20 protein-coding genes and 7 tRNA genes are annotated in these 17936 nt (G+C 27.3%); 11 read left to right on the top strand and 16 right to left on the bottom strand.

The genetic code is table 11. The annotated features are described in order from the left end of the window. The 9 genes from DU473_RS08355 to DU473_RS03660 all read right to left on the bottom strand — a co-directional run. Nucleotides 1-325, bottom strand: a 325-nt coding sequence (locus DU473_RS08355; protein ID WP_498365875.1) for a DUF8374 domain-containing protein, incomplete at its 3' end; no start/stop codon positions are given. A gap of 50 nt (nt 326-375) precedes the next feature. Further along, entirely contained in the window at nt 376-498 is a 123-nt protein-coding gene (locus DU473_RS08425; protein WP_262867800.1) for a hypothetical protein, read from the bottom strand. 14 nt (nt 499-512) lie between these two features. After that, a tRNA-Asp gene (locus DU473_RS03690) sits at nt 513-589 on the bottom strand. 12 nt (nt 590-601) lie between these two features. Further along, a tRNA-Val gene (locus tag DU473_RS03685) sits at nt 602-677 on the bottom strand. Nucleotides 678-688: 11 nt separating this feature from the next. Continuing rightward, a tRNA-Glu gene (locus tag DU473_RS03680) sits at nt 689-764 on the bottom strand. 14 nt (nt 765-778) lie between these two features. Then, nucleotides 779-854, bottom strand: a tRNA-Lys gene (locus DU473_RS03675). 2 nt (nt 855-856) lie between these two features. Continuing rightward, nucleotides 857-933, bottom strand: a tRNA-Asp gene (locus tag DU473_RS03670). A gap of 12 nt (nt 934-945) precedes the next feature. Next, nucleotides 946-1021 (bottom strand) — tRNA-Val (locus tag DU473_RS03665). A gap of 4 nt (nt 1022-1025) precedes the next feature. Further along, nucleotides 1026-1101 (bottom strand) — tRNA-Lys (locus DU473_RS03660). A gap of 131 nt (nt 1102-1232) precedes the next feature. Here DU473_RS03660 and dsbD point away from each other — a divergent pair. Further along, on the top strand, nt 1233-2927 hold the full coding sequence (dsbD, locus tag DU473_RS03655) for a protein-disulfide reductase DsbD (RefSeq protein WP_131163533.1): 1695 nt from the start codon (nt 1233-1235) through the stop codon (nt 2925-2927). Between the two features lie 2 nt (nt 2928-2929). Here the strand turns inward: dsbD and DU473_RS03650 are convergent, their stop codons facing one another. From DU473_RS03650 to DU473_RS03640, 3 genes are read right to left on the bottom strand one after another with little or no spacing between them, the layout of a single operon-like run. Then, entirely contained in the window at nt 2930-3130 is a 201-nt protein-coding gene (locus tag DU473_RS03650) for an EexN family lipoprotein (protein WP_131163534.1), read from the bottom strand. 5 nt (nt 3131-3135) lie between these two features. Continuing rightward, a complete protein-coding gene (locus DU473_RS03645; RefSeq protein ID WP_131163535.1) occupies nt 3136-3774 on the bottom strand; it encodes a trimeric intracellular cation channel family protein in 639 nt (212 codons plus the stop codon). Nucleotides 3775-3785: 11 nt separating this feature from the next. Then, nucleotides 3786-4439: a DNA/RNA non-specific endonuclease gene (locus DU473_RS03640; protein WP_131186539.1), complete on the bottom strand. Its 654-nt coding sequence runs from the start codon at nt 4437-4439 to the stop codon at nt 3786-3788. Nucleotides 4440-4622: 183 nt separating this feature from the next. Between DU473_RS03640 and gltS the strand changes: the two genes are divergently transcribed. Further along, complete coding sequence (gltS, locus tag DU473_RS03635) at nt 4623-5843, top strand: sodium/glutamate symporter (protein ID WP_131163537.1); 1221 nt, start codon at nt 4623-4625, stop codon at nt 5841-5843. Here the strand turns inward: gltS and nth are convergent. Further along, nucleotides 5840-6463, bottom strand: coding sequence for an endonuclease III (gene nth / locus DU473_RS03630; RefSeq protein ID WP_131163538.1), 624 nt, complete (start codon nt 6461-6463; stop codon nt 5840-5842). The two genes, gltS and nth, sit on opposite strands and share 4 nt — an antisense overlap. A gap of 81 nt (nt 6464-6544) precedes the next feature. Between nth and DU473_RS03625 the strand changes: the two genes are divergently transcribed. The 6 genes from DU473_RS03625 (at nt 6545) to DU473_RS03600 (ending at nt 12095) form a co-directional block, all read left to right on the top strand. Continuing rightward, nucleotides 6545-7366 carry a peptidylprolyl isomerase gene (locus DU473_RS03625; RefSeq protein ID WP_131163539.1) on the top strand — a complete coding sequence of 274 codons (822 nt, stop codon included), beginning with the start codon at nt 6545-6547 and terminating at the stop codon, nt 7364-7366. Further along, nucleotides 7366-8430 carry a class II fructose-bisphosphate aldolase gene (gene fbaA, locus DU473_RS03620; protein ID WP_131186538.1) on the top strand — a complete coding sequence of 355 codons (1065 nt, stop codon included), beginning with the start codon at nt 7366-7368 and terminating at the stop codon, nt 8428-8430. The genes DU473_RS03625 and fbaA overlap by 1 nt, the downstream gene beginning before the upstream one ends. Before the next feature lie 73 nt (nt 8431-8503). Next, nucleotides 8504-9916, top strand: coding sequence for a MotA/TolQ/ExbB proton channel family protein (locus DU473_RS03615; protein ID WP_131186537.1), 1413 nt, complete (start codon nt 8504-8506; stop codon nt 9914-9916). 11 nt (nt 9917-9927) lie between these two features. After that, nucleotides 9928-10881 carry an OmpA family protein gene (locus DU473_RS03610; protein WP_131163542.1) on the top strand — a complete coding sequence of 318 codons (954 nt, stop codon included), beginning with the start codon at nt 9928-9930 and terminating at the stop codon, nt 10879-10881. After that, nucleotides 10841-11743 (top strand): 1-aminocyclopropane-1-carboxylate deaminase/D-cysteine desulfhydrase, encoded by a 903-nt coding sequence (locus DU473_RS03605; RefSeq protein WP_131186540.1) that lies wholly within the window; start codon nt 10841-10843, stop codon nt 11741-11743. The genes DU473_RS03610 and DU473_RS03605 overlap by 41 nt, the downstream gene beginning before the upstream one ends. 64 nt (nt 11744-11807) lie before the next feature. Further along, on the top strand, nt 11808-12095 hold the full coding sequence (locus DU473_RS03600; protein WP_131163543.1) for a FlhB-like flagellar biosynthesis protein: 288 nt from the start codon (nt 11808-11810) through the stop codon (nt 12093-12095). Nucleotides 12096-12277: 182 nt separating this feature from the next. Here DU473_RS03600 and DU473_RS03595 read toward each other — a convergent pair whose 3' ends face one another. Together DU473_RS03595 and DU473_RS03590 are read right to left on the bottom strand one after the other, a co-directional pair. Beyond that, complete coding sequence (locus DU473_RS03595; RefSeq protein ID WP_131163544.1) at nt 12278-13087, bottom strand: phosphatidylserine decarboxylase; 810 nt, start codon at nt 13085-13087, stop codon at nt 12278-12280. Further along, the gene (locus DU473_RS03590) at nt 13084-14208 is read right to left on the bottom strand and encodes a metallophosphoesterase (protein WP_131186536.1); all 1125 of its coding nucleotides are present in this window, start codon (nt 14206-14208) and stop codon (nt 13084-13086) included. Before DU473_RS03590 ends, DU473_RS03595 begins: the two co-directional genes overlap by 4 nt. Before the next feature lie 93 nt (nt 14209-14301). Here DU473_RS03590 and gltX point away from each other — a divergent pair, with 93 nt between their 5' ends. Genes gltX through DU473_RS03575 form a run of 3 tightly spaced genes read left to right on the top strand, consistent with a single transcriptional unit; the run spans nt 14302 to nt 17493 of the window. Continuing rightward, entirely contained in the window at nt 14302-15597 is a 1296-nt protein-coding gene (gene gltX, locus DU473_RS03585; RefSeq protein WP_131186535.1) for a glutamate--tRNA ligase, read from the top strand. Between the two features lies 1 nt (nt 15598). Continuing rightward, the gene (locus DU473_RS03580; RefSeq protein ID WP_131163546.1) at nt 15599-15880 is read left to right on the top strand and encodes a YggT family protein; all 282 of its coding nucleotides are present in this window, start codon (nt 15599-15601) and stop codon (nt 15878-15880) included. Further along, the gene (locus DU473_RS03575) at nt 15877-17493 is read left to right on the top strand and encodes a lytic transglycosylase domain-containing protein (protein WP_131163547.1); all 1617 of its coding nucleotides are present in this window, start codon (nt 15877-15879) and stop codon (nt 17491-17493) included. The genes DU473_RS03580 and DU473_RS03575 overlap by 4 nt, the downstream gene beginning before the upstream one ends. On the opposite strand, the gene DU473_RS03570 is transcribed toward DU473_RS03575, so the two are convergent. After that, nucleotides 17396-17881, bottom strand: coding sequence for a hypothetical protein (locus DU473_RS03570; protein ID WP_131163548.1), 486 nt, complete (start codon nt 17879-17881; stop codon nt 17396-17398). The genes DU473_RS03575 and DU473_RS03570 overlap by 98 nt on opposite strands. Nucleotides 17882-17936 lie beyond the last annotated feature (55 nt).

The raw sequence follows: 17936 nt of genomic DNA, 5'->3' as shown, positions 1-17936 counted from the left end.
GATTGTCTTGATAATTTTTGTTTGTAAAAAAATCAATATGATTTAATATGTTTTCATAAATATTAGGATTTAAAGAAGTAGTATATAAACTTAAAGTATCTAAAAACTCTTTAATGCTTGTATAATTGTATTTAGCTTGTTTAAATTCTTTAAATAAGAAAAGATAAGATCCTTTATACCAATTCTTATGAGTTTTTATTAAAGCTTCTCCCAAAAAATAACAAAGATGTAGTTTTAATTTTAAAGCTTCTTTATAGTCTTTACAATCTTTTAAGGGTGTATAAGTAAATTCTGGAAAGATTTGTGTGATTTGTTTATAGAGTATTTTTTGTTTTTGATGGGTTCTTTTTAAAATATAAAGCTCTTTTATAAGCTTTAAATACTCAATCCCCCCCCCAGAATACTATTATTATTTATTTTTTTATTAAAATTAATTAAAGCAAGTCCAAGTTTATAAGAGAGGGTATTTTTTATTCTATATGAGGCATTATCTTGCATTATTGTTCCTTTTCTGGCGCGGCGGACGGGGCTCGAACCCGCGACCTCCGGCGTGACAGGCCGATATTCTAACCAGCTGAACTACCGCCGCAAAAGAATGAAGTGGTGGTCACTATAAGACTCGAACTTATGACATCCACCTTGTAAGGGTGGCGCTCTACCAACTGAGCTAAGCGACCTAATATATTTTTGGCGACCCCTAGAGGATTTGAACCTCTGTTTTCACACAGAGAGAGTGATGTCCTGGGCCACTAGACGAAAGGGTCAAACCCTATAAAAGTGGTGTCCCGTGTTGGATTCGAACCAACGGCCCCCTCCTTAAAAGGGAGATGCTCTACCGGCTGAGCTAACGAGACAATGGCGCGGCGGACGGGGCTCGAACCCGCGACCTCCGGCGTGACAGGCCGATATTCTAACCAGCTGAACTACCGCCGCAAAAGAATGAAGTGGTGGTCACTATAAGACTCGAACTTATGACATCCACCTTGTAAGGGTGGCGCTCTACCAACTGAGCTAAGCGACCTAAGTGGTGTCCCGTGTTGGATTCGAACCAACGGCCCCCTCCTTAAAAGGGAGATGCTCTACCGGCTGAGCTAACGAGACGTGTTTAAAAACTGAGTTGTGATTATGCCAAAATATAAAGTATTTTGTCAAGGGTAAAAAGAAAAATATATCATTAATTAACTTTAATAAAATATAATCTTATCTTAAACTTAAAAATATAAAGGAAAATAGTGCGTTTTGTTTTTTTATTATTAATATTGTTTAATTTTATTTTTGCAAATATATTAAGTCTTGATAAAGCTTTTAATGTTACTTTAAATTCAGATAAACAAGCTCTTTATATTAATTTTAAACTTGGAGATGAAATTTATCTTTATAAAGATAAAATAACAATCAAACTTAATGAAAAAGATATTACAAAGTTATTAAATTTTCCAAATCCAATTATAAAAGATAATGAATACATATATTATAAAAACCTATCTCTTGCTGTGCCTAATATTTTACTAGATCAATATACACAAAAAAAAGATAGTTTATTGCAAATAACTTATCAAGGATGCTCAAATCAAGGCCTGTGCTATCAACCTCAAAAAATTAATTACTCCTTAAAAGAAAAAAATAATATTTATATCTATTCAAAAATAAATAAAATAAAACAACAAAACCCAACTTCTGCTTCAGAAGAAAGCATTATTGAAAAATTTATTAATACTGAAAATTTATTTACCATTTTAATAACTTTTTTTGGATATGGTTTATTATTATCCTTAACTCCTTGTACATTGCCAATGATTCCTATTTTATCTTCTTTAATTATGTCAAAAGTAGGTATTTCAAAAAAATACAGTTTTTTTCTATCTTTTATCTATGTTTTTTTTATGTCTTTAGCCTATGCGATCGCTGGAATAATTGCAAGCTATATTGGTGCAAGCGTTCAAGGATTGCTGCAAAAACCTGTTGTTTTAATTTTTTTCTCTCTTATATTTGTATTATTTTCTTTAGCCATGTTTGAAGTTTTTAACTTTGAACTTCCTAGCAAATTTCAAAATTTTATTCATAAAAAAACCAATCAAGGCAAAGGTATAATTAGTATTGCCATAATGGGATTTTTATCAGCTTTAATTGTGGGACCTTGTGTAGCCGCTCCTTTAGCTGGAGCTTTACTCTATATAGCAAATTCTGGAGATATGATACTTGGAGGCTTAACATTATTTACTATGAGTTTTGGAATGGGAATTCCTTTATTATTTATAGGTCTAGGAATTGGCTTTATTAAACCTGGACAATGGATGAAAAAAGTTAAAATTCTTTTTGGCTTTATAATGCTTGGTATGGCTATTTGGATTTTAGAAAGAATTTTAGATTTTAGATTTATTCTGATAGGATATGGAGTATTAGGTGTTTTCTTTTGTGTTTTTATGGGTATTTTTGATAAAGCAAAAAACTTTTTAAACTCTTTTAAAAAATCTTTACTTATTTTAATTCTTAGTTTAAGTATCGCATTGTTTTTAGCCGGAATCTTTAATATTAAAGAGGTTCCAAATTTTCTTTCTAATCAAACACAAAAATACAATTTTTTAAATTTTACTTATATCTCTAATTTAGATGAACTTTTAAATGTTATTAAAAATAGCCAAAAAAAAGTTATGATAGATTTTACTGCTACATGGTGTGAAAATTGCAAGCTTTTAGATAATATTACCTTTAAAGATCCTGCGGTTATTAAAGAGTTAAATGAATATAAACTTATAAAAGTTGATGTAAGTGAAAATAATGAAGAACAAATTAAAATAATGAAACACTTTAATGTCTTTGGTCCACCAGTTTTAATCTTTTTTCAAAATAACCAAGAAAAATTGAAAATTACAGGATTTATAAAGCCTCAAGATTTATTAAAAAAGATTTCTTTTGATGAAAATTAAAATCACTCTTGTGTTAAATTTTCATCTCTAGGAAAACCAACTTTATATGCATTAACACAATCTAAACTGATTATAGCATTGTGACGACACTCTAAAGATCTTTTTCTAGCCTCCTCTGGATGAGCTTTATAGTATTCTTCGCTTTTGTGCTCACAACCCATTAAAATAAATATAAACATCATAAATATAAATTTTATTTTCATATTATTTAACCTTTTTGTTTATTTTCCTGATCATTTTCATTATAAGAAAATATAGGCAAAGACCACTTATACTTAATAGCCAAAAGTCTTATGCTTACACCAAATAAAAGTGATACAAGAGTACATATCAAATCGCTAAATTCGAACCATATTCTTAATACAAAATAGACTGTTGCCGTAATAATAGCAATTCCTGCATAAATTTCTTTTTGAAAAACAAGTGGAATCCTCATACACAAAATATCTCTTAAAATTCCACCAAAAACACCTGTTATAACCGCCGCAGATACTGCTATAATATAACCATAATTCTGTTCAATTGCAATTTGTGCACCAAGTATACTAAAAACAACAAGCCCTACAGCATCAAGAGTTAAAAATAGACCTTCAAGCCTTGTAACTATACGCGGAATTCTTGTTGCAAATAAGGCAAAAAAACAAATTAAGATAATATATTCTGGATGTTTTACCCAAGTAAGTGGATAATGACCTAATAATATATCTCTAATACTACCTCCACCAATTGCAGTCACTAAAGCAATAAATATAACTCCAAACAAATCCATTTTGTATTTTCCAGCAGCCAGAGCACCTGTCATTCCTTCAGCAGATATTCCGATAATATATAAAATAGTAAGAAGCATAAATTTTTTGCCTAAAATATTTTACAATCAATCTTATAATTTTTAATTTTCTCGTCTTCTACATTTTGATTTGGGACTTGATAGCATTCTTTATAGCTATTTGTCTTTAAAATTTTAATATAATGACTAGGAATAGCGATATTATTTCTAATAAATTTTGGATTATCTTGATAAATTACTAAATTTAAAACCTCGATACTTCCATTTTTTAAAGCAAGCTGTCTTTCTCTTTTTTCAATTTTATTCCAAACTTTATTATTAATTTGTGCATTTTGTGGAGTAATATTACTCATTAAAAAAACTGATTTTTGCGCAGCCGCACTAAAACGAAATGAAGCATTTGGAGCAGTATGGCCTCTTGTATAACCACTCTTTTTATAATCTTGCCAATAAGTTCTATATTTTTTTGGTATATTTGTATCTTCTTCAAAGTATGGTCTATTTTTTAATTGAACAGCTTTTAAATTACTAGCTTCTACTCTATAAGCCACTGCTTTTGTTCCCTTATAACCATAATCATAACAATTTAAATAATAAAATTTATCCAAGACCAAAGAACAATCTTCATTGTTAAAATATTTCTTAAATTCTTTACTAGGGATATAACGATCATTAGCAAAAGTTAAGCCAAAAATACAAAACAAAATGATAATACTCTTTTTCATTAATAAAATCTCTAAATATTTTTAAAATTTTTATCTACAAAGGTTAATTATACTTTAGTTATTCTTAATAATTATTGTATTTTCGTAACATTAATTTTAATTTACATTAAACCTTGTTTAATTTTTATAATATTTTCAAGCAAAGATTTTTAAAATAAATTAAAATAATTTCTAGGAGTTTACATGAGTTTAAATTTTGACTTCTATGCAACACTAGTTGTTATAGTTTTAGTTTTATTACTTGGTTTTTTTATAACAAATAAAATTAAGTTTTTAAAAGATTATAATATTCCAGAACCTGTAGTTGGAGGCGGAATTGCATCTATAGTCATACTTCTTATATATTCTTTTGGGGATATAAGCATTAAATTTGACAATTCATTTAAAGATCCTTTGATGCTTACTTTTTTTGCCAGTATAGGTTTATTAGCTGATTTTTCTTCTCTAAAAAAGGGCGGGAAAAAATTAATTATTTTCTTATTTGTTATATCGGGATTGTTGATAACCCAAAACATTATAGGAATTGGCGTTGCTAGTGCTATGGGTCAAAATCCTCTCATTGGATTACTTGGAGGATCGATTACTATGAGCGGTGGTCACGGCACAGGTGCTGCTTGGGCAAGTGAATTTATAAAAGCTCCATATTTTTTCACACCTGCAACAGAAGTTGCAATTGCAAGTGCTACATTTGGATTAATAGCTGGAGGTATTATAGGGGGTCCTGTAGCAAGATTTTTAATTAATAAATATAGTTTAAAAACAAATCTAGAAGATAATTCATCAAATGAAGCTATTTTAAATTTTGAAGAACCTCAAAAAGAAAAACTTATCACCCCAACCTCTTTTATTAAGTCTCTTGCTTTAATAGGTCTTTGCTTATTAATAGGAAGTTATTTATCATCTTGGATTAAATCAAGCACTGGATTTACATTGCCAACTTTTGTATATTGTCTTTTTGTGGGAGTTATTTTACGCAATACTCTTTCTATTTCAAAAGTTCATCAAGTGTTTGATAGAGAAGTTTCTGTCCTTGGAAATGTCAGTTTATCGCTTTTCTTAACTTTTGCCCTAATGACTGTAAATCTTTGGGAGCTTGTTTCACTTGCGCTACCAATTCTAGTTATCTTAATTTTTCAAGTTATTACCATGATTCTTTATTCAATATTTATTACCTTTAAATTTTGTGGAAAAGATTATGATGCAGCAGTTTTAGCAGCGGGGCATTGTGGATTTGGATTGGGAGCAACTCCAACAGCTATGGTAAATATGCAAGCAGTTACAAATCATTATGGACCAAGTCATATGGCATTTATTATTGTGCCTCTTTGCGGTGCATTTTTTATTGATATAATCAACGCTTTAATTATTAATGCTTTTTTATATTTGCCATTCTTTGGTCATTAAACTATTTTATCTTTACTTTTGCACAAATGTTCTAAAAAACACTCTTTACAAAGAGGTTTTTTAGCCTTGCAAGTATACCTTCCAAAAAGAACCATTGCCTGATGAAGATAGTTTAAATTATTTTGAAAAATTTTTGTTAAATCTTTCTCGGTTTCTTCTGGAGTTTTTGCCTTACTAAGACCTAAACGATGCGACACTCTAAATACATGAGTATCTACAGCCATAAAATTTGCCCCACACCATTCGATTAAAACTACATGGGCAGTTTTTTGTCCAACTCCGGCCAAAGATTTTAAATCTTTCTCATTTAAAGGGATTTCTCCGTTAAAATTTTCACATACAGTTTTTGCCATTTTAATTAAGTTTTCTGCTTTATTATTAAAAAAAGAGCAAGTTTGAATAAAACTTTTAACACTCGCTAAATTGGCATTTGATAGAGCCTTTATATCAGGATATGCCTCAAAAAATGCAGGAGTGATTAAATTAACCCTTTTATCAGTGCACTGAGCTGAAAGCATTACGCAAACTAAAAGCTCATAAAGATTTCTAAATTTAAGCTCTGTTACAGGTTTATCAAATTTTTCTAAAAAAAGTTCTTTAATTTTTAAATTTCTTTTCATTTTTTTATTTTAGTTAATTAGCTTTAAACTAAGTTTAGATATAATCTATAGACAAAAATTTAAAAAAAGGAAAACAAAACGATGAAAAAAATTTCTTTAGTTGCAGCATCATTAATTGCTGGAATAAGTTTTAATTTAAATGCAGCTACTGTGGCTGTTCTTAATGGTAAAAACATTAGTGATACAGAAGTAGGAGAATTTTTTGCACCAATGCTAAGAGGACAAAATTTTACAAATCTTCCACAAGATCAGAAAAAAGCTTTAATTCAACAATATATTGCACAAGAACTTGTTTTACAAGATGCTAAAAAACAAAATTTAGAAAAAGATCCTCTTTATGCAAAAGAACTTGAAAAGGCTAAAGAAGGTATTTTATTGGCTGTTTATCAAGAAAAAATTCTTAACTCCGTTAAAGTTGATGAATCAAAAGTAAAAGCCTTTTATGAACAAAACAAAGACAAATATGTTCAACAAGCAAGAGTGCAAGCAAGACATATCTTAGTTTCTAGCGAAAAAGAAGCTACAAGCATTATTAATGAACTTAAAAATTTAAAAGGTGAGGCACTACTTAAAAAATTTAGCTCTCTTGCAAAAGAAAAATCAATTGACACAGGCTCAGCTTCTCAAGGCGGAGAACTTGGATGGTTTGATCAATCAACAATGGTAAAACCTTTCACAGATGCTGCTTTTTCTCTTAAAAATGGAGAGATAACGAAAACTCCTATAAAAACTAATTTTGGTTATCATGTTATTCTTAAAGAAAATTCTCAACCAAAAAAACAAATAAGCTTCAATGAAGTTAAACAAGGCATTGAAAATGGGCTTAAATTTGAAGAGTTTAAGAAAATAATGGCACAAAAAACTCAAGATCTTATTAATCAAGCAAAAGTGGAATATAAATAATGGGAATTTTAGATATAGTAAAACCTGGAGTTATAACCGGAGATGAACTTAATAAAATCTATGATTATGCTAAAGCTGAAAAATTTGCTATTCCAGCTGTTAATGTTGTAGGAACTAACTCTATTAATGCTGTTTTAGAAACAGCAAAAAAGGTTAATTCCCCAGTTATTATCCAATTTTCAAATGGAGGAGCAAAATTCTATGCAGGAAAAAATTGTCCTAACGCAGAAATCTTAGGAGCAATTAGTGGTGCAAAACATGTCCATTTGCTTGCAAAAGCTTATAATATCCCAGTAATTTTACATACAGACCACGCCGCTAAAAAACTTTTGCCTTGGATTGATGGTCTTATTAAAGCAAACATAGATTTCAAACAACAGTATTCTCAAGCACTGTTTAGCTCACATATGTTAGATTTGAGCGAAGAAAGCTTAGAAGAAAATTTAAGTATTTGTAGCTCCTATCTTAAGCAATTAAGTGCCCTAGGAATTTCTTTAGAAATCGAACTTGGTTGCACAGGCGGAGAAGAAGATGGTGTTGATAATACAAATATTGATAATGCCAAACTTTACACTCAACCAGAAGATGTGGCTCTTGCTTATGAAACATTAAGCAAGATTAGCAATAACTTTACCATAGCCGCGAGTTTTGGAAATGTTCATGGGGTCTATAAACCTGGAAATGTTACTTTACAACCTGAAATATTAAAAAATTCTCAAGAGTACGTAAAAAACAAATTCAAACTTTCTCACGCTAAGCCTATTAATTTTGTTTTCCACGGCGGAAGTGGAAGCGAATTAAAAGATATACAAGATGCAATCAGCTATGGTGTAATAAAAATGAATATTGATACAGATACTCAATGGGCATTTTGGGATGGTGTTCGTTTATATGAGAGCCAAAATAAAGCTTATTTACAAGGACAAATTGGCAATCCAGAAGGAGATGATAAACCAAATAAAAAATATTATGATCCGCGCGTTTGGTTAAGATCTGGAGAAAAAAGTATGATCAAACGTTTAGAAATTGCATTTGAAAATTTAAATTGTATTAATAAAAATTAAACCAACCAACGTTGGTTTAATTGTGAATATTTTTTAATTTTTACAATTAAACCAATACAAAAAAAGGTCCAATATGGAAATAAAATCAGAAGAAATTTCAGAACTTATTTTACCAGAAAGCAAAGAAAACAAAGGATACTTAGTTTATTTAAAAATTATTTTCATCCCTGCTATTTTATATATTTTAATTTTACTTGGATATTTTGGAAAAATTAGTTTTAAAGTGGAAATTCATACCGTTGTTATGACAGGTATTATTTTTATAACAGCTTTAATTTTTACAAGACACAATGCTGAGTATGCTTATAGCATCTTTGAACAACAAAAAAATGAATTTAAGCAGGCTTTAAAACGTTATATTATGAAACACTTTTTAACCATAGGCAAGGACACAAAATCAAATGCCAATTTCAATGACTTTGCTTACAATTACATAAAAGGAGCAAGAAATGAAAATTTTGCTTCTATAGGTTCTGCAATTTTTCCTATGATGGGAATTTTAGGAACATTTGTAAGCATTGCCTTATCAATGCCAAATTTTAATTCTAGCGATACAGCCTCTTTAGAACATGAAATTTCTCTACTTTTAAACGGAGTTGGAACAGCTTTTTATGTTTCTATTTATGGAATTTTTTTAGCCTTATGGTGGATATTTTTTGAAAAATACGGAATGAGCAAAATTCAAAAATTATTAAATCGTCAAAAGAACTCTACAAATGATTTTTTTTGGACAAAAGAAGAAATTGATCAAAGATACCTACGCGAAAGTTTGGAGCATTTTGATAAAATTGGGACTATTTTTAAACAAGTTAGCAACAATGATTTTTTTAAAGAATTAGATCACGCAATTGATAGAAAATTTAGTATTTTTCAAGATATGTTAAATGTAGAAGAAAAAGCTATAAGACTTAGTAGTGAACATATTAAACAAACTATGGGTGAACTAAGTAGAGCTCAAAGAGACCAAAGAGATCTTGGTAGACTTTACTCTGAAATGCTTAATGCGGTTGGTATTTTAAATCAAAATCTAAAAGAAATTAGCACCAGAATGTCAGAACAATATAATCGTTTACTAGACATTAGCTCCGAAAAAATTGCTCATTTTGATAAAACTTTAAGTAGTTTTGATGAAAAAGTGCAACATTTTCAAAAAGGATTTGAGCTTTATGAAAAATCTATGCTCGAAAATCAAGAAAAGATTTTTAACACTTTCAAAACAAGTCTTTTTGAAGGTATGCAAAAATTTAAAGAAATTTATGAAGAGGAAAGAAATATTGATGAGCAAATTGAAGTTATGAATACACTAAAAAAAGAAATCGAGGAGCTAGATAAAGAAACTAGTGAAGTAATTTCCAAGCTTGAAGATAATAATTCTTTATCAAATAACCAAAAAATTCGGGAAGAAAATAAAGAAGAAAATAAAGAAGAAAATAAAGAAGAAAATAAAGAAGAAAATAAAGAAGAAAATAAAGAAGAAAATAAATAAAAAGAAAGAATATGGAAAATCAAAATAAAGAAGAAAATAATTTTTGGATAGCCTATGCTGATTTAATGGCTGGCTTACTTTTTGTCTTTATTCTTTTAATTGGTGCTATTGTAGTAAAATATGTTTTAACCCAAAGTGATTTACAAGAAATTAAAAAAAATTTAAATAAGCAAGAACAACACCTTAAAAAAAGCGAAGAAGAATTAAAAAATAAAGAAGATATAGTTTTTAAATTAAGTAAAGAATTAAGCAAAACTTCTGATGCAATAAATCTTATCAACCAACAAAAAGCGGAACTTGAAGCAAATATAACAAACTATAAACAACTAAGCAAAGAATTAAATTTGAGTTTAGACAACAAAGATAAACAAATTTTAATTTTATTAGGACAGCTTGAAAAAAAAGATGAAGAATTTAAAAATTTAAAACAAGACTTTGAAGAAGCCAAAGAAAAAGTTCAAAACTTAAATTTTATTAAAGAAAATTTAAGTAAACAACTTCAATCAAAACTTGATTCTAATATCACTATAAATGAAAAAACTGGAGCAATTATATTACCAGCAGAAATTTTATTTGATAGAGATTCTTATATACTAAAAAATGAGGCAAAATCAAATCTTAAAAAAATACTTAATGAATATTTTAATGCAATATTAAACGATCCTTCTATTTTAAATAACATAGAAAATATTATCATAGAAGGGCACTCAGATAGCGATGGATCTTATATTTATAATTTAGACTTATCTCAAAAAAGAGCCTATGAAGTTATGAGTTTTATTTATACCTTTAATAAAGATCCAAGATTACAAAAACTTTTAATGGCAAGTGGAAGATCATTTTCTGATCCTATAATTAAAAATGGTGTAGAAGATAAAGAATTGAGTCGTAGAATAGAAATTAGATTTAGCATTAAAAATGATAATGCACTTAAAGAAGTCGAAAAATTTTTTGAATTTAAATAGTCCTATAGAAAAAATTACTTTTTGTGATTTTAGTTTTTATATAAAACGTGATGATTTATTAGGTGAAATTAATGGCAATAAAGCAAGAAAACTTTATTATTATTTCTTGAACAAATATCCAAAAAATCAACGTTTTATTAGTTTTGGGAGTTCTCAGAGTAATGCTTTGCTTGCTCTTAGTATATTTTGCAGACAAAATAATTATCAACTTCTTTTTGTTTGCGAAAAACTCTCTTCTTTTTTAGAACAAAATCCTCATGGAAACTATGCCTTAGCTCTAGAAAATAAAGCTTTAATTATACAGAATTTAGATTTTTCCCATCGCAGAGATAAGGCTCTTTCATTAAAACAAGAAAAAGATATTTTTATAGAAGAAGGAGTTGCCAATAAAGAAGCAGAAATTGGTTTTATACATCTTGCAAAAGAAATTGAACAACAAAGCAAAATTTTAAATTTAGATTTTGATATATTTTTACCTTCTGGGACTGGAACATCTGCGGCTTTTTTAGCAAAACATAGTAAATCAAAAGTTTTTACCTGTGCTTGTGTTGGCGATGAGGCATACTTAAAAAAACAAATTTTAACTCTTGATCCTTATTATGATTTTTCTAATTTATATATATTACAACTTTCTAAAAAATATCATTTTGCCAAACCTTATTTAGAATTTTATGAACTTTATTTAAAACTTAAAAAAGAATGTGGTATTGAATTTGACTTACTTTATGATATGCTAGGTATAAAGACTATGATGCATTATCAAGCTATTTTTAAAAAACCCATATTATACATTCATCAAGGTGGTATTATTGGCAATGACAGTATGTTAAACAGATATAAAAGAAAATTTACACATTTATAATTTTTTTAATTTAAATTGATATTTTATTTTATATAATTTTAACTAAAAATTAAAGTCTATAACTATGGGTAAAATTAAAAAATCTATTAAAAAAGCTGTTGCATTAGGCTATAAAAAAGATCAGCAAAATGCTCCAAAAGTTCTTGCAAGCGGAAAAGGTGAAAGTGCCTCTAAAATAATTTCTCTAGCCAAAGAACATGGAGTTCCTATAAAAGAGGATGAGGATCTAATAGAAATTTTAAGCAAACTTGACTTAGGCGATGAAATACCTCCTAATATGTATAAAGCGGTTGCTGAAGTATTTGCTTTTATTTATCAAATGGTAAATGAAACATCTGTAACAAAAAAATAATTAATATTACATTTATATAATTTTTTGTATTACTTTAAGAAAATCAAATTTATACTCTATAAACTATCAAATCAATGTAATTTTATTATCTAACAGTAAAAAATTAAATAACAAATAAGTAAAAGAATAACAAAACTCTTCAAGAGTTATCTTCAAAAAACTCCAAAATTTAAAATATTATTTTAGATAAAATTAGCTATATTTTTACCAAATTTAATATTTTGATTTTCTTGAATATTAAAATTTAAAAATCCTTTTTGAGACAATATAACAATAGTAGAACCAAGCTCGAAATTTCCTAACTCTTCTCCCTTTTTTATCTTTAAATTATGATATTTTGTAGAAAAATTATTGTATTTTCTAGTATTTGTTTGTATATTAGAATCAAAATTAAAACGCATTTTTCCAACATTTTGCGCTCCAACAAAAACAAGCCAAAATATAAAATTATTTTCACTTTTGCATTTTAAACACACTCTTTCATTTTCGCTATAAAGATTTGAAATTTTTTTTAAATATTTTTCATTTACACTATAAAGTTTTCCTCTAGTATAGACTGCACTTAAAATTTCTAAATCACAAGGGGCATGATAACGATGATAATCTTTTGGAGAAAGATAAATATTGACACAATCAAGCCCATTTTCAAGCTCTTTTGACTCAAAACTATCTCTTATAAGAGTATTTATATTATAAACTTTTCCTTTGATACTAAAACTAAAAAATTCATCTTTTTGAAAAAAGGAATTTGAAATCTGTAAAATTTTTCCATCGCAAGGTGCTATAAAATCATTTTCTAGATTTCTTGAAGTTTCTAAACTTCTTGTAAAAAGCGCATTTAAACTTTCATAATCACCAGCTTGTTTAAATTCGCTCATGTCAATTTTAAAATACTTTATATAAGCTTTATTAATCAATGTTTGCAAAGGTTTGATAAATTTAAATCTAGCTATAAGTCCAAAGACTCTTGAACTTTGATTAGAAAAGCTCATCTTTTTCCTTTTAATTCTAATAATACTATTTCACTTGGAGCAAAAACTCTTAAACTAGGACCCCAAAATCCAGCTCCGCTGCTTACATAAAGTTTTGTTTTTTCATTTAAATGATACAAACCATGTAAAAAACCTTGATTTAACTTAACAATAACCCCAAAAGGAAAAATTTGCCCAGCATGAGTATGTCCACTTAAAATAAGATCAAAATCATTTACATTATAAAGTAAAACTGTTTTTGGCTGATGAGATAATAAAATACTTGGTTTATTTTTGCTTAAATCTTTTTGAACCTTATCTAAATCTGGCCCATAAACACCTTGTCTTAGACCCATTAAATCACCTATTCCGGCTATATTGATAACTCCTAAATCTATATTTTTATTTAATAAAATGTGCATATTTGTATTTTCATTTAAAAGCTGTAAAACTTCATTCACATTATGATAATACTCATGATTTCCTAAAACATAGAAAGTTCCAAATTTTGATTTAAATTCATTCAATATGCCTATATAATCCTTTAAATGTTCAACATTAGTATCCACTAGATCCCCTACTATTACTATCAAATCAGGATTTAAGGCATTAGTTTTTATGATAAGCTTTTCTAAAAAATCTTTATGAAGATTTTTTCCTAGATGAATATCAGTAAGCATAGCTATTTTTAAATCTTGCTTGAGGTTATCAATATAAATTTGTTCTTTTTTAACATTAGGAATTTTAAGAGCATTATTAATGCTTATATATGTTAAAAAACCTCCCAATACCAAAATAAAAATTTCAAAAATAATGCGTAAAAATCTATATGGTATAGAATAATTTTTCCCTGAAAAAATACAGATAAATTTTATAAAATCTAAAAATAAAGTAATAAAAAAGAAACAATAACTAGGGGCAAATGATAAAGCCAAAATCTCATACACTTTATCAGTTAAAAAATCTTCTTTGCGAAGCAGAAAAAAGAATGCTTGCGAAATATAAAGCAATATAAAAAAATATTTAAAAAAATTATACAAATATTTAAAAAAAGAAATTCTAGTTATTAATCTTTTATAAATATATACATTTGCTAAAGCAAAAATAAATAAAATCGTGAAAAAAAAAATAAAAGCTAACATGTTCTAAATTATACACAAAAATATATTAAATTTTTATATATTTTTTTTTATTATAATGCAAATTTAACTAAAAAATTCATAAAGGTTATTATGATGTATAGATTTGCACCTTCTCCAACAGGAGATATGCATATAGGCAATTTACGTGCTGCAATTTTTAACTATATTTGCTCCAAACAAGATAAAAGTGGATTTGTTCTACGTATAGAAGATACAGATAAAATACGAAACATCGAAGGTAAAGATGAGGAAATTAAAGAACTTTTAAAACTTTTTGGTATTTCTTGGCAGTATTTATATATACAAAGCGAAAATTTAAATTTCCATCAAAAAATGGCTTTGAAGCTAGTAAGTGAAAAAAAGGCTTTTGCTTGTTTTTGCACCGAAGAAGAACTTAATCAAAAAAAAGAGTTGGCAAAAAAAAATAATCAGCCTTACCGCTATGATGGAACTTGTGAAAAATTAAAAGATATTGACGTTTTAAATTGTAATAAACCTTTTGTTATAAGACTTAAAAAGCCTCAAAACAATATAGGTTTTAAAGATTTGATTAAAGGAAATCTTGACTTTAAACCCGATGATATTGATTCTTTTGTTATTTTAAGGACAGATAAAACTCCAACTTATAATTTTGCTTGTGCAGTTGATGATATGCTTGAAAATATAACTTGTATTATACGAGGAGAAGATCATGTTTCAAATACTCCAAAACAAGAGCATATCCGCAAAAGTTTAAACTATGAAAAAGAAATTATTTATGCACATTTGCCTATTATTCTTAATGAAAATGGTGTAAAAATGAGCAAAAGAGAAGCACATTCTAGTGTAAAATGGCTTTTAGAATACGGTATCTTACCAGATGCGATTATTAATTACTTAATTTTACTTGGAAATAAAACTCCATGTGAAATTTTTACCCTAGAAGAAGCCTTTACTTGGTTTGACATTAAAAAAATTTCAAAATCTCCTGCAAGGTTTGATTTAAAAAAACTTTTACAAATCAATAGAGAACACATAAAGAGAATGCCAAATGCCAAGCTCAATGAAATTTTAGATTTAAATAAAGATATAGCAGAATTAGCTAAATTTTATACTCAAGAATCAAGTACTTTAGTAGAGCTTAAAGATAAAATGAAAGCTATTTTTTCTACTAAAGATTATAAAGATTTCAAAGAAGAATGTTTAATTCTTAAAGAAAATTTAAAGAATTTTAACTTACCTCAAAACTATGAAGACTTTAAAGAAGAACTGATGAAAAGAACTAATCTAAAAGGAAAAAAATTTTTTATGCCTTTAAGAATTGTTCTTACGGGAAATGTTCACGGCCCAGAACTTAGTGATTTGTATATTTATATAAGACCTTTTATCAATGACTTAGCAAGGATATAAAATGATTATAGATTCTTTAATACTCTCTTTGATTCAAATTTTACAAATTATTATTAATCTTTATATGTGGATTATTATTATTTCAGCATTGATAAGCTGGGTAAATCCTGATCCTTATAACCCTATAGTGCAAATTTTATACAAATTAAGTGCTCCTGCGTATAATATCATGAGAAAATTTCCTACACGTATTGGCAATATAGACTTAGCACCGTTAATAATCATTTTAGCTTTACAATTTTTAAGCATATTAATTTCAAATTTAGCGAGACAATTTGTATGAAAAAAATACTTTTAATTTTTTTATTATCTAATTTATTATTTGGTAATTCTTACGATCTAAAAGAGCTTAAACAAAAAGATAATTCTCTGGCTAAAGATTATTATATCTACAGACTTCTAGAAGAAAACAATATAAGCAAAAATGAAGCACAAAGTCTTAATTCTCATATTTTTCGTTATGTAGGAAAAATTAAAACTGAACTTGAAAAGATAATACCCGTTGCAACCTATATTAATCCTTTATATAAACAATGCTTTACTTATACTAAAAACAATATTTTAGATGCAAATCTAACATGTCAAAGCGTAAGATTAAACTCTATCACATTTATAGCTAGTTTAAACAATGAAACAAGAAAGATTCTAGCTTCAAATATGCAACAAGAAAAACCAGAAATTATTAATCTTTTACTTGCTTTTAATCAAGAAAAACCTGTTGCCTATTTAGACAAAAAAGAAGATGTTGATAATTTTTTTAAACTTTATAATTATTCTATGAAAATTGATTATCCTTTAAGTGCAACTTTTATCAATAAACTCTCCTTTTCTCAAAACTTTAAACAATTTGTCCAAAATGTTGTAATTAAAAAAGAAAATCCTAATTTTAGTCTATCTCTATTAAATGTTAAACCAGAAAATACACAAGAAAATTCTGCATTTTTTCTTGGTGTAAATGCCTTAGTTTATAATAAAAAAGATTTAGCTTTTAATTTTTTTGAACAAGCTTATAAAAGTTTTAGCAAACAAGAAAATAAAGATAATGCTTTATTTTGGATGTATATGATTAAAAAAGATAAGCAAGATCTAATTACTTTAGCTAATAGCACCTCATTAAATATTTACAACCTATATGCACGTGAACTTATAAATTTAGATTTTCCTAAAATCTTAAATCCTAAACCAAAAAAAGAAACAAACTTTTTTAATATGCAAGATCCTTTTGCGTGGCAAGAGCTTTCAAAAGAAATTGCAAATGCTAATCCAGATAAACTTAAAAATCTTGCCAATCAATTTAATACGCAAGAAACCTTGCCTATTTATACTTATATCCTAGAAAGGCTTCATAAATTTAAAAATCATTATTTTATAATGCCCTATTTTGAATTTATAAAAGATTATGATACTAAAAGACAAGCTTTAATTTTAGCTATAGCAAGACAAGAGAGTCGATTTATTCCAACTGCGATTTCAACTTCTTATGCCTTAGGAATTATGCAATTTATGCCATTTTTAGCCAATCACATTGGGAATAAAGAATTAAAAGTTGAAAATTTTGATCAAGATTTGATGTTTAATCCTAAAATAGCCTACTATTTCGCCAATCATCATTTAAATTATCTTGAAACTCATTTAAATTCACCCCTTTTTGTTGCTTATGCCTATAATGGAGGTATAGGTTTTACTAAAAGAATGTTGGCAAGAAAAGATCTTTTTAAAAAAGGAGAATTTGAACCTTTTTTATCGATGGAACTTGTGCCTTATCAAGAAAGCAGAATTTATGGCAAAAAGGTTTTAGCTAATTATATTGTGTATCGATATCTTCTGAACGATAATATAAAGATTTCGGATATTTTTGAAAATTTAGCTCAAAACAATGATTTAAACAAATCTTAATTTTAAGATTTGTTTCATTTTGATTAGAAGGTAGGGAAAATTTAAAATAGCTAGTAAATTCATTTTGAAATAAATATTTTAAATATTTACTATTTTTATCTATTTTAGATATCATGGCTTCTTTATCATTAATATAAACTTTTAAATGATCTATATTAAATGTATTAGGAGTAATTTGCAATGCAAATTCATCCTCTTTTGCCTTCTCATCTAAAACAGGATTTAAATAACTTATAGTGATTACAGAGCTTAATTTTCCATCATCAATTTTCTTTTTTTGAGAAAACATTAAAGTTTGTGTTTTTAAATTAATCTCAGTAATTTTATCATCTTTTAAAGAGCAAGCATTAAATAAAAAAAGAATCAATACTAAAATAAAAATTTTCATCAATAAACCCTAAAATTTTTAGTAATTATAACTTTTTGTCTCTATTTTTTGCTTT

Origin of the sequence: Campylobacter novaezeelandiae (genome assembly GCF_004323845.1) — a bacterium.
GTDB classification, from domain to species: Bacteria; Campylobacterota; Campylobacteria; order Campylobacterales; family Campylobacteraceae; genus Campylobacter_D; species Campylobacter_D novaezeelandiae.
Note: the sequence above shows the minus strand (reverse complement) of the source record. Positions and strands in the feature narration are given on the sequence as shown.

Excerpts from the sequence above, each read along its gene's own strand:
- DU473_RS08425 (WP_262867800.1), bottom strand. The coding sequence starts at position 498 with ATGCAAGATAATGCCTCATATAGAATAAAAAATACCCTCTCTTATAAA.
- DU473_RS03650 (WP_131163534.1), bottom strand. The coding sequence starts at position 3,130 with ATGAAAATAAAATTTATATTTATGATGTTTATATTTATTTTAATGGGT.
- DU473_RS03645 (WP_131163535.1), bottom strand. The coding sequence starts at position 3,774 with ATGCTTCTTACTATTTTATATATTATCGGAATATCTGCTGAAGGAATG.
- DU473_RS03640 (WP_131186539.1), bottom strand. The coding sequence starts at position 4,439 with ATGAAAAAGAGTATTATCATTTTGTTTTGTATTTTTGGCTTAACTTTT.
- gltS (WP_131163537.1), top strand. The coding sequence starts at position 4,623 with ATGAGTTTAAATTTTGACTTCTATGCAACACTAGTTGTTATAGTTTTA.
- nth (WP_131163538.1), bottom strand. The coding sequence starts at position 6,463 with ATGAAAAGAAATTTAAAAATTAAAGAACTTTTTTTAGAAAAATTTGAT.
- DU473_RS03625 (WP_131163539.1), top strand. The coding sequence starts at position 6,545 with ATGAAAAAAATTTCTTTAGTTGCAGCATCATTAATTGCTGGAATAAGT.
- fbaA (WP_131186538.1), top strand. The coding sequence starts at position 7,366 with ATGGGAATTTTAGATATAGTAAAACCTGGAGTTATAACCGGAGATGAA.
- DU473_RS03615 (WP_131186537.1), top strand. The coding sequence starts at position 8,504 with ATGGAAATAAAATCAGAAGAAATTTCAGAACTTATTTTACCAGAAAGC.
- DU473_RS03610 (WP_131163542.1), top strand. The coding sequence starts at position 9,928 with ATGGAAAATCAAAATAAAGAAGAAAATAATTTTTGGATAGCCTATGCT.
- DU473_RS03605 (WP_131186540.1), top strand. The coding sequence starts at position 10,841 with ATGCACTTAAAGAAGTCGAAAAATTTTTTGAATTTAAATAGTCCTATA.
- DU473_RS03600 (WP_131163543.1), top strand. The coding sequence starts at position 11,808 with ATGGGTAAAATTAAAAAATCTATTAAAAAAGCTGTTGCATTAGGCTAT.
- DU473_RS03595 (WP_131163544.1), bottom strand. The coding sequence starts at position 13,087 with ATGAGCTTTTCTAATCAAAGTTCAAGAGTCTTTGGACTTATAGCTAGA.
- DU473_RS03590 (WP_131186536.1), bottom strand. The coding sequence starts at position 14,208 with ATGTTAGCTTTTATTTTTTTTTTCACGATTTTATTTATTTTTGCTTTA.
- gltX (WP_131186535.1), top strand. The coding sequence starts at position 14,302 with ATGTATAGATTTGCACCTTCTCCAACAGGAGATATGCATATAGGCAAT.
- DU473_RS03580 (WP_131163546.1), top strand. The coding sequence starts at position 15,599 with ATGATTATAGATTCTTTAATACTCTCTTTGATTCAAATTTTACAAATT.
- DU473_RS03575 (WP_131163547.1), top strand. The coding sequence starts at position 15,877 with ATGAAAAAAATACTTTTAATTTTTTTATTATCTAATTTATTATTTGGT.
- DU473_RS03570 (WP_131163548.1), bottom strand. The coding sequence starts at position 17,881 with ATGAAAATTTTTATTTTAGTATTGATTCTTTTTTTATTTAATGCTTGC.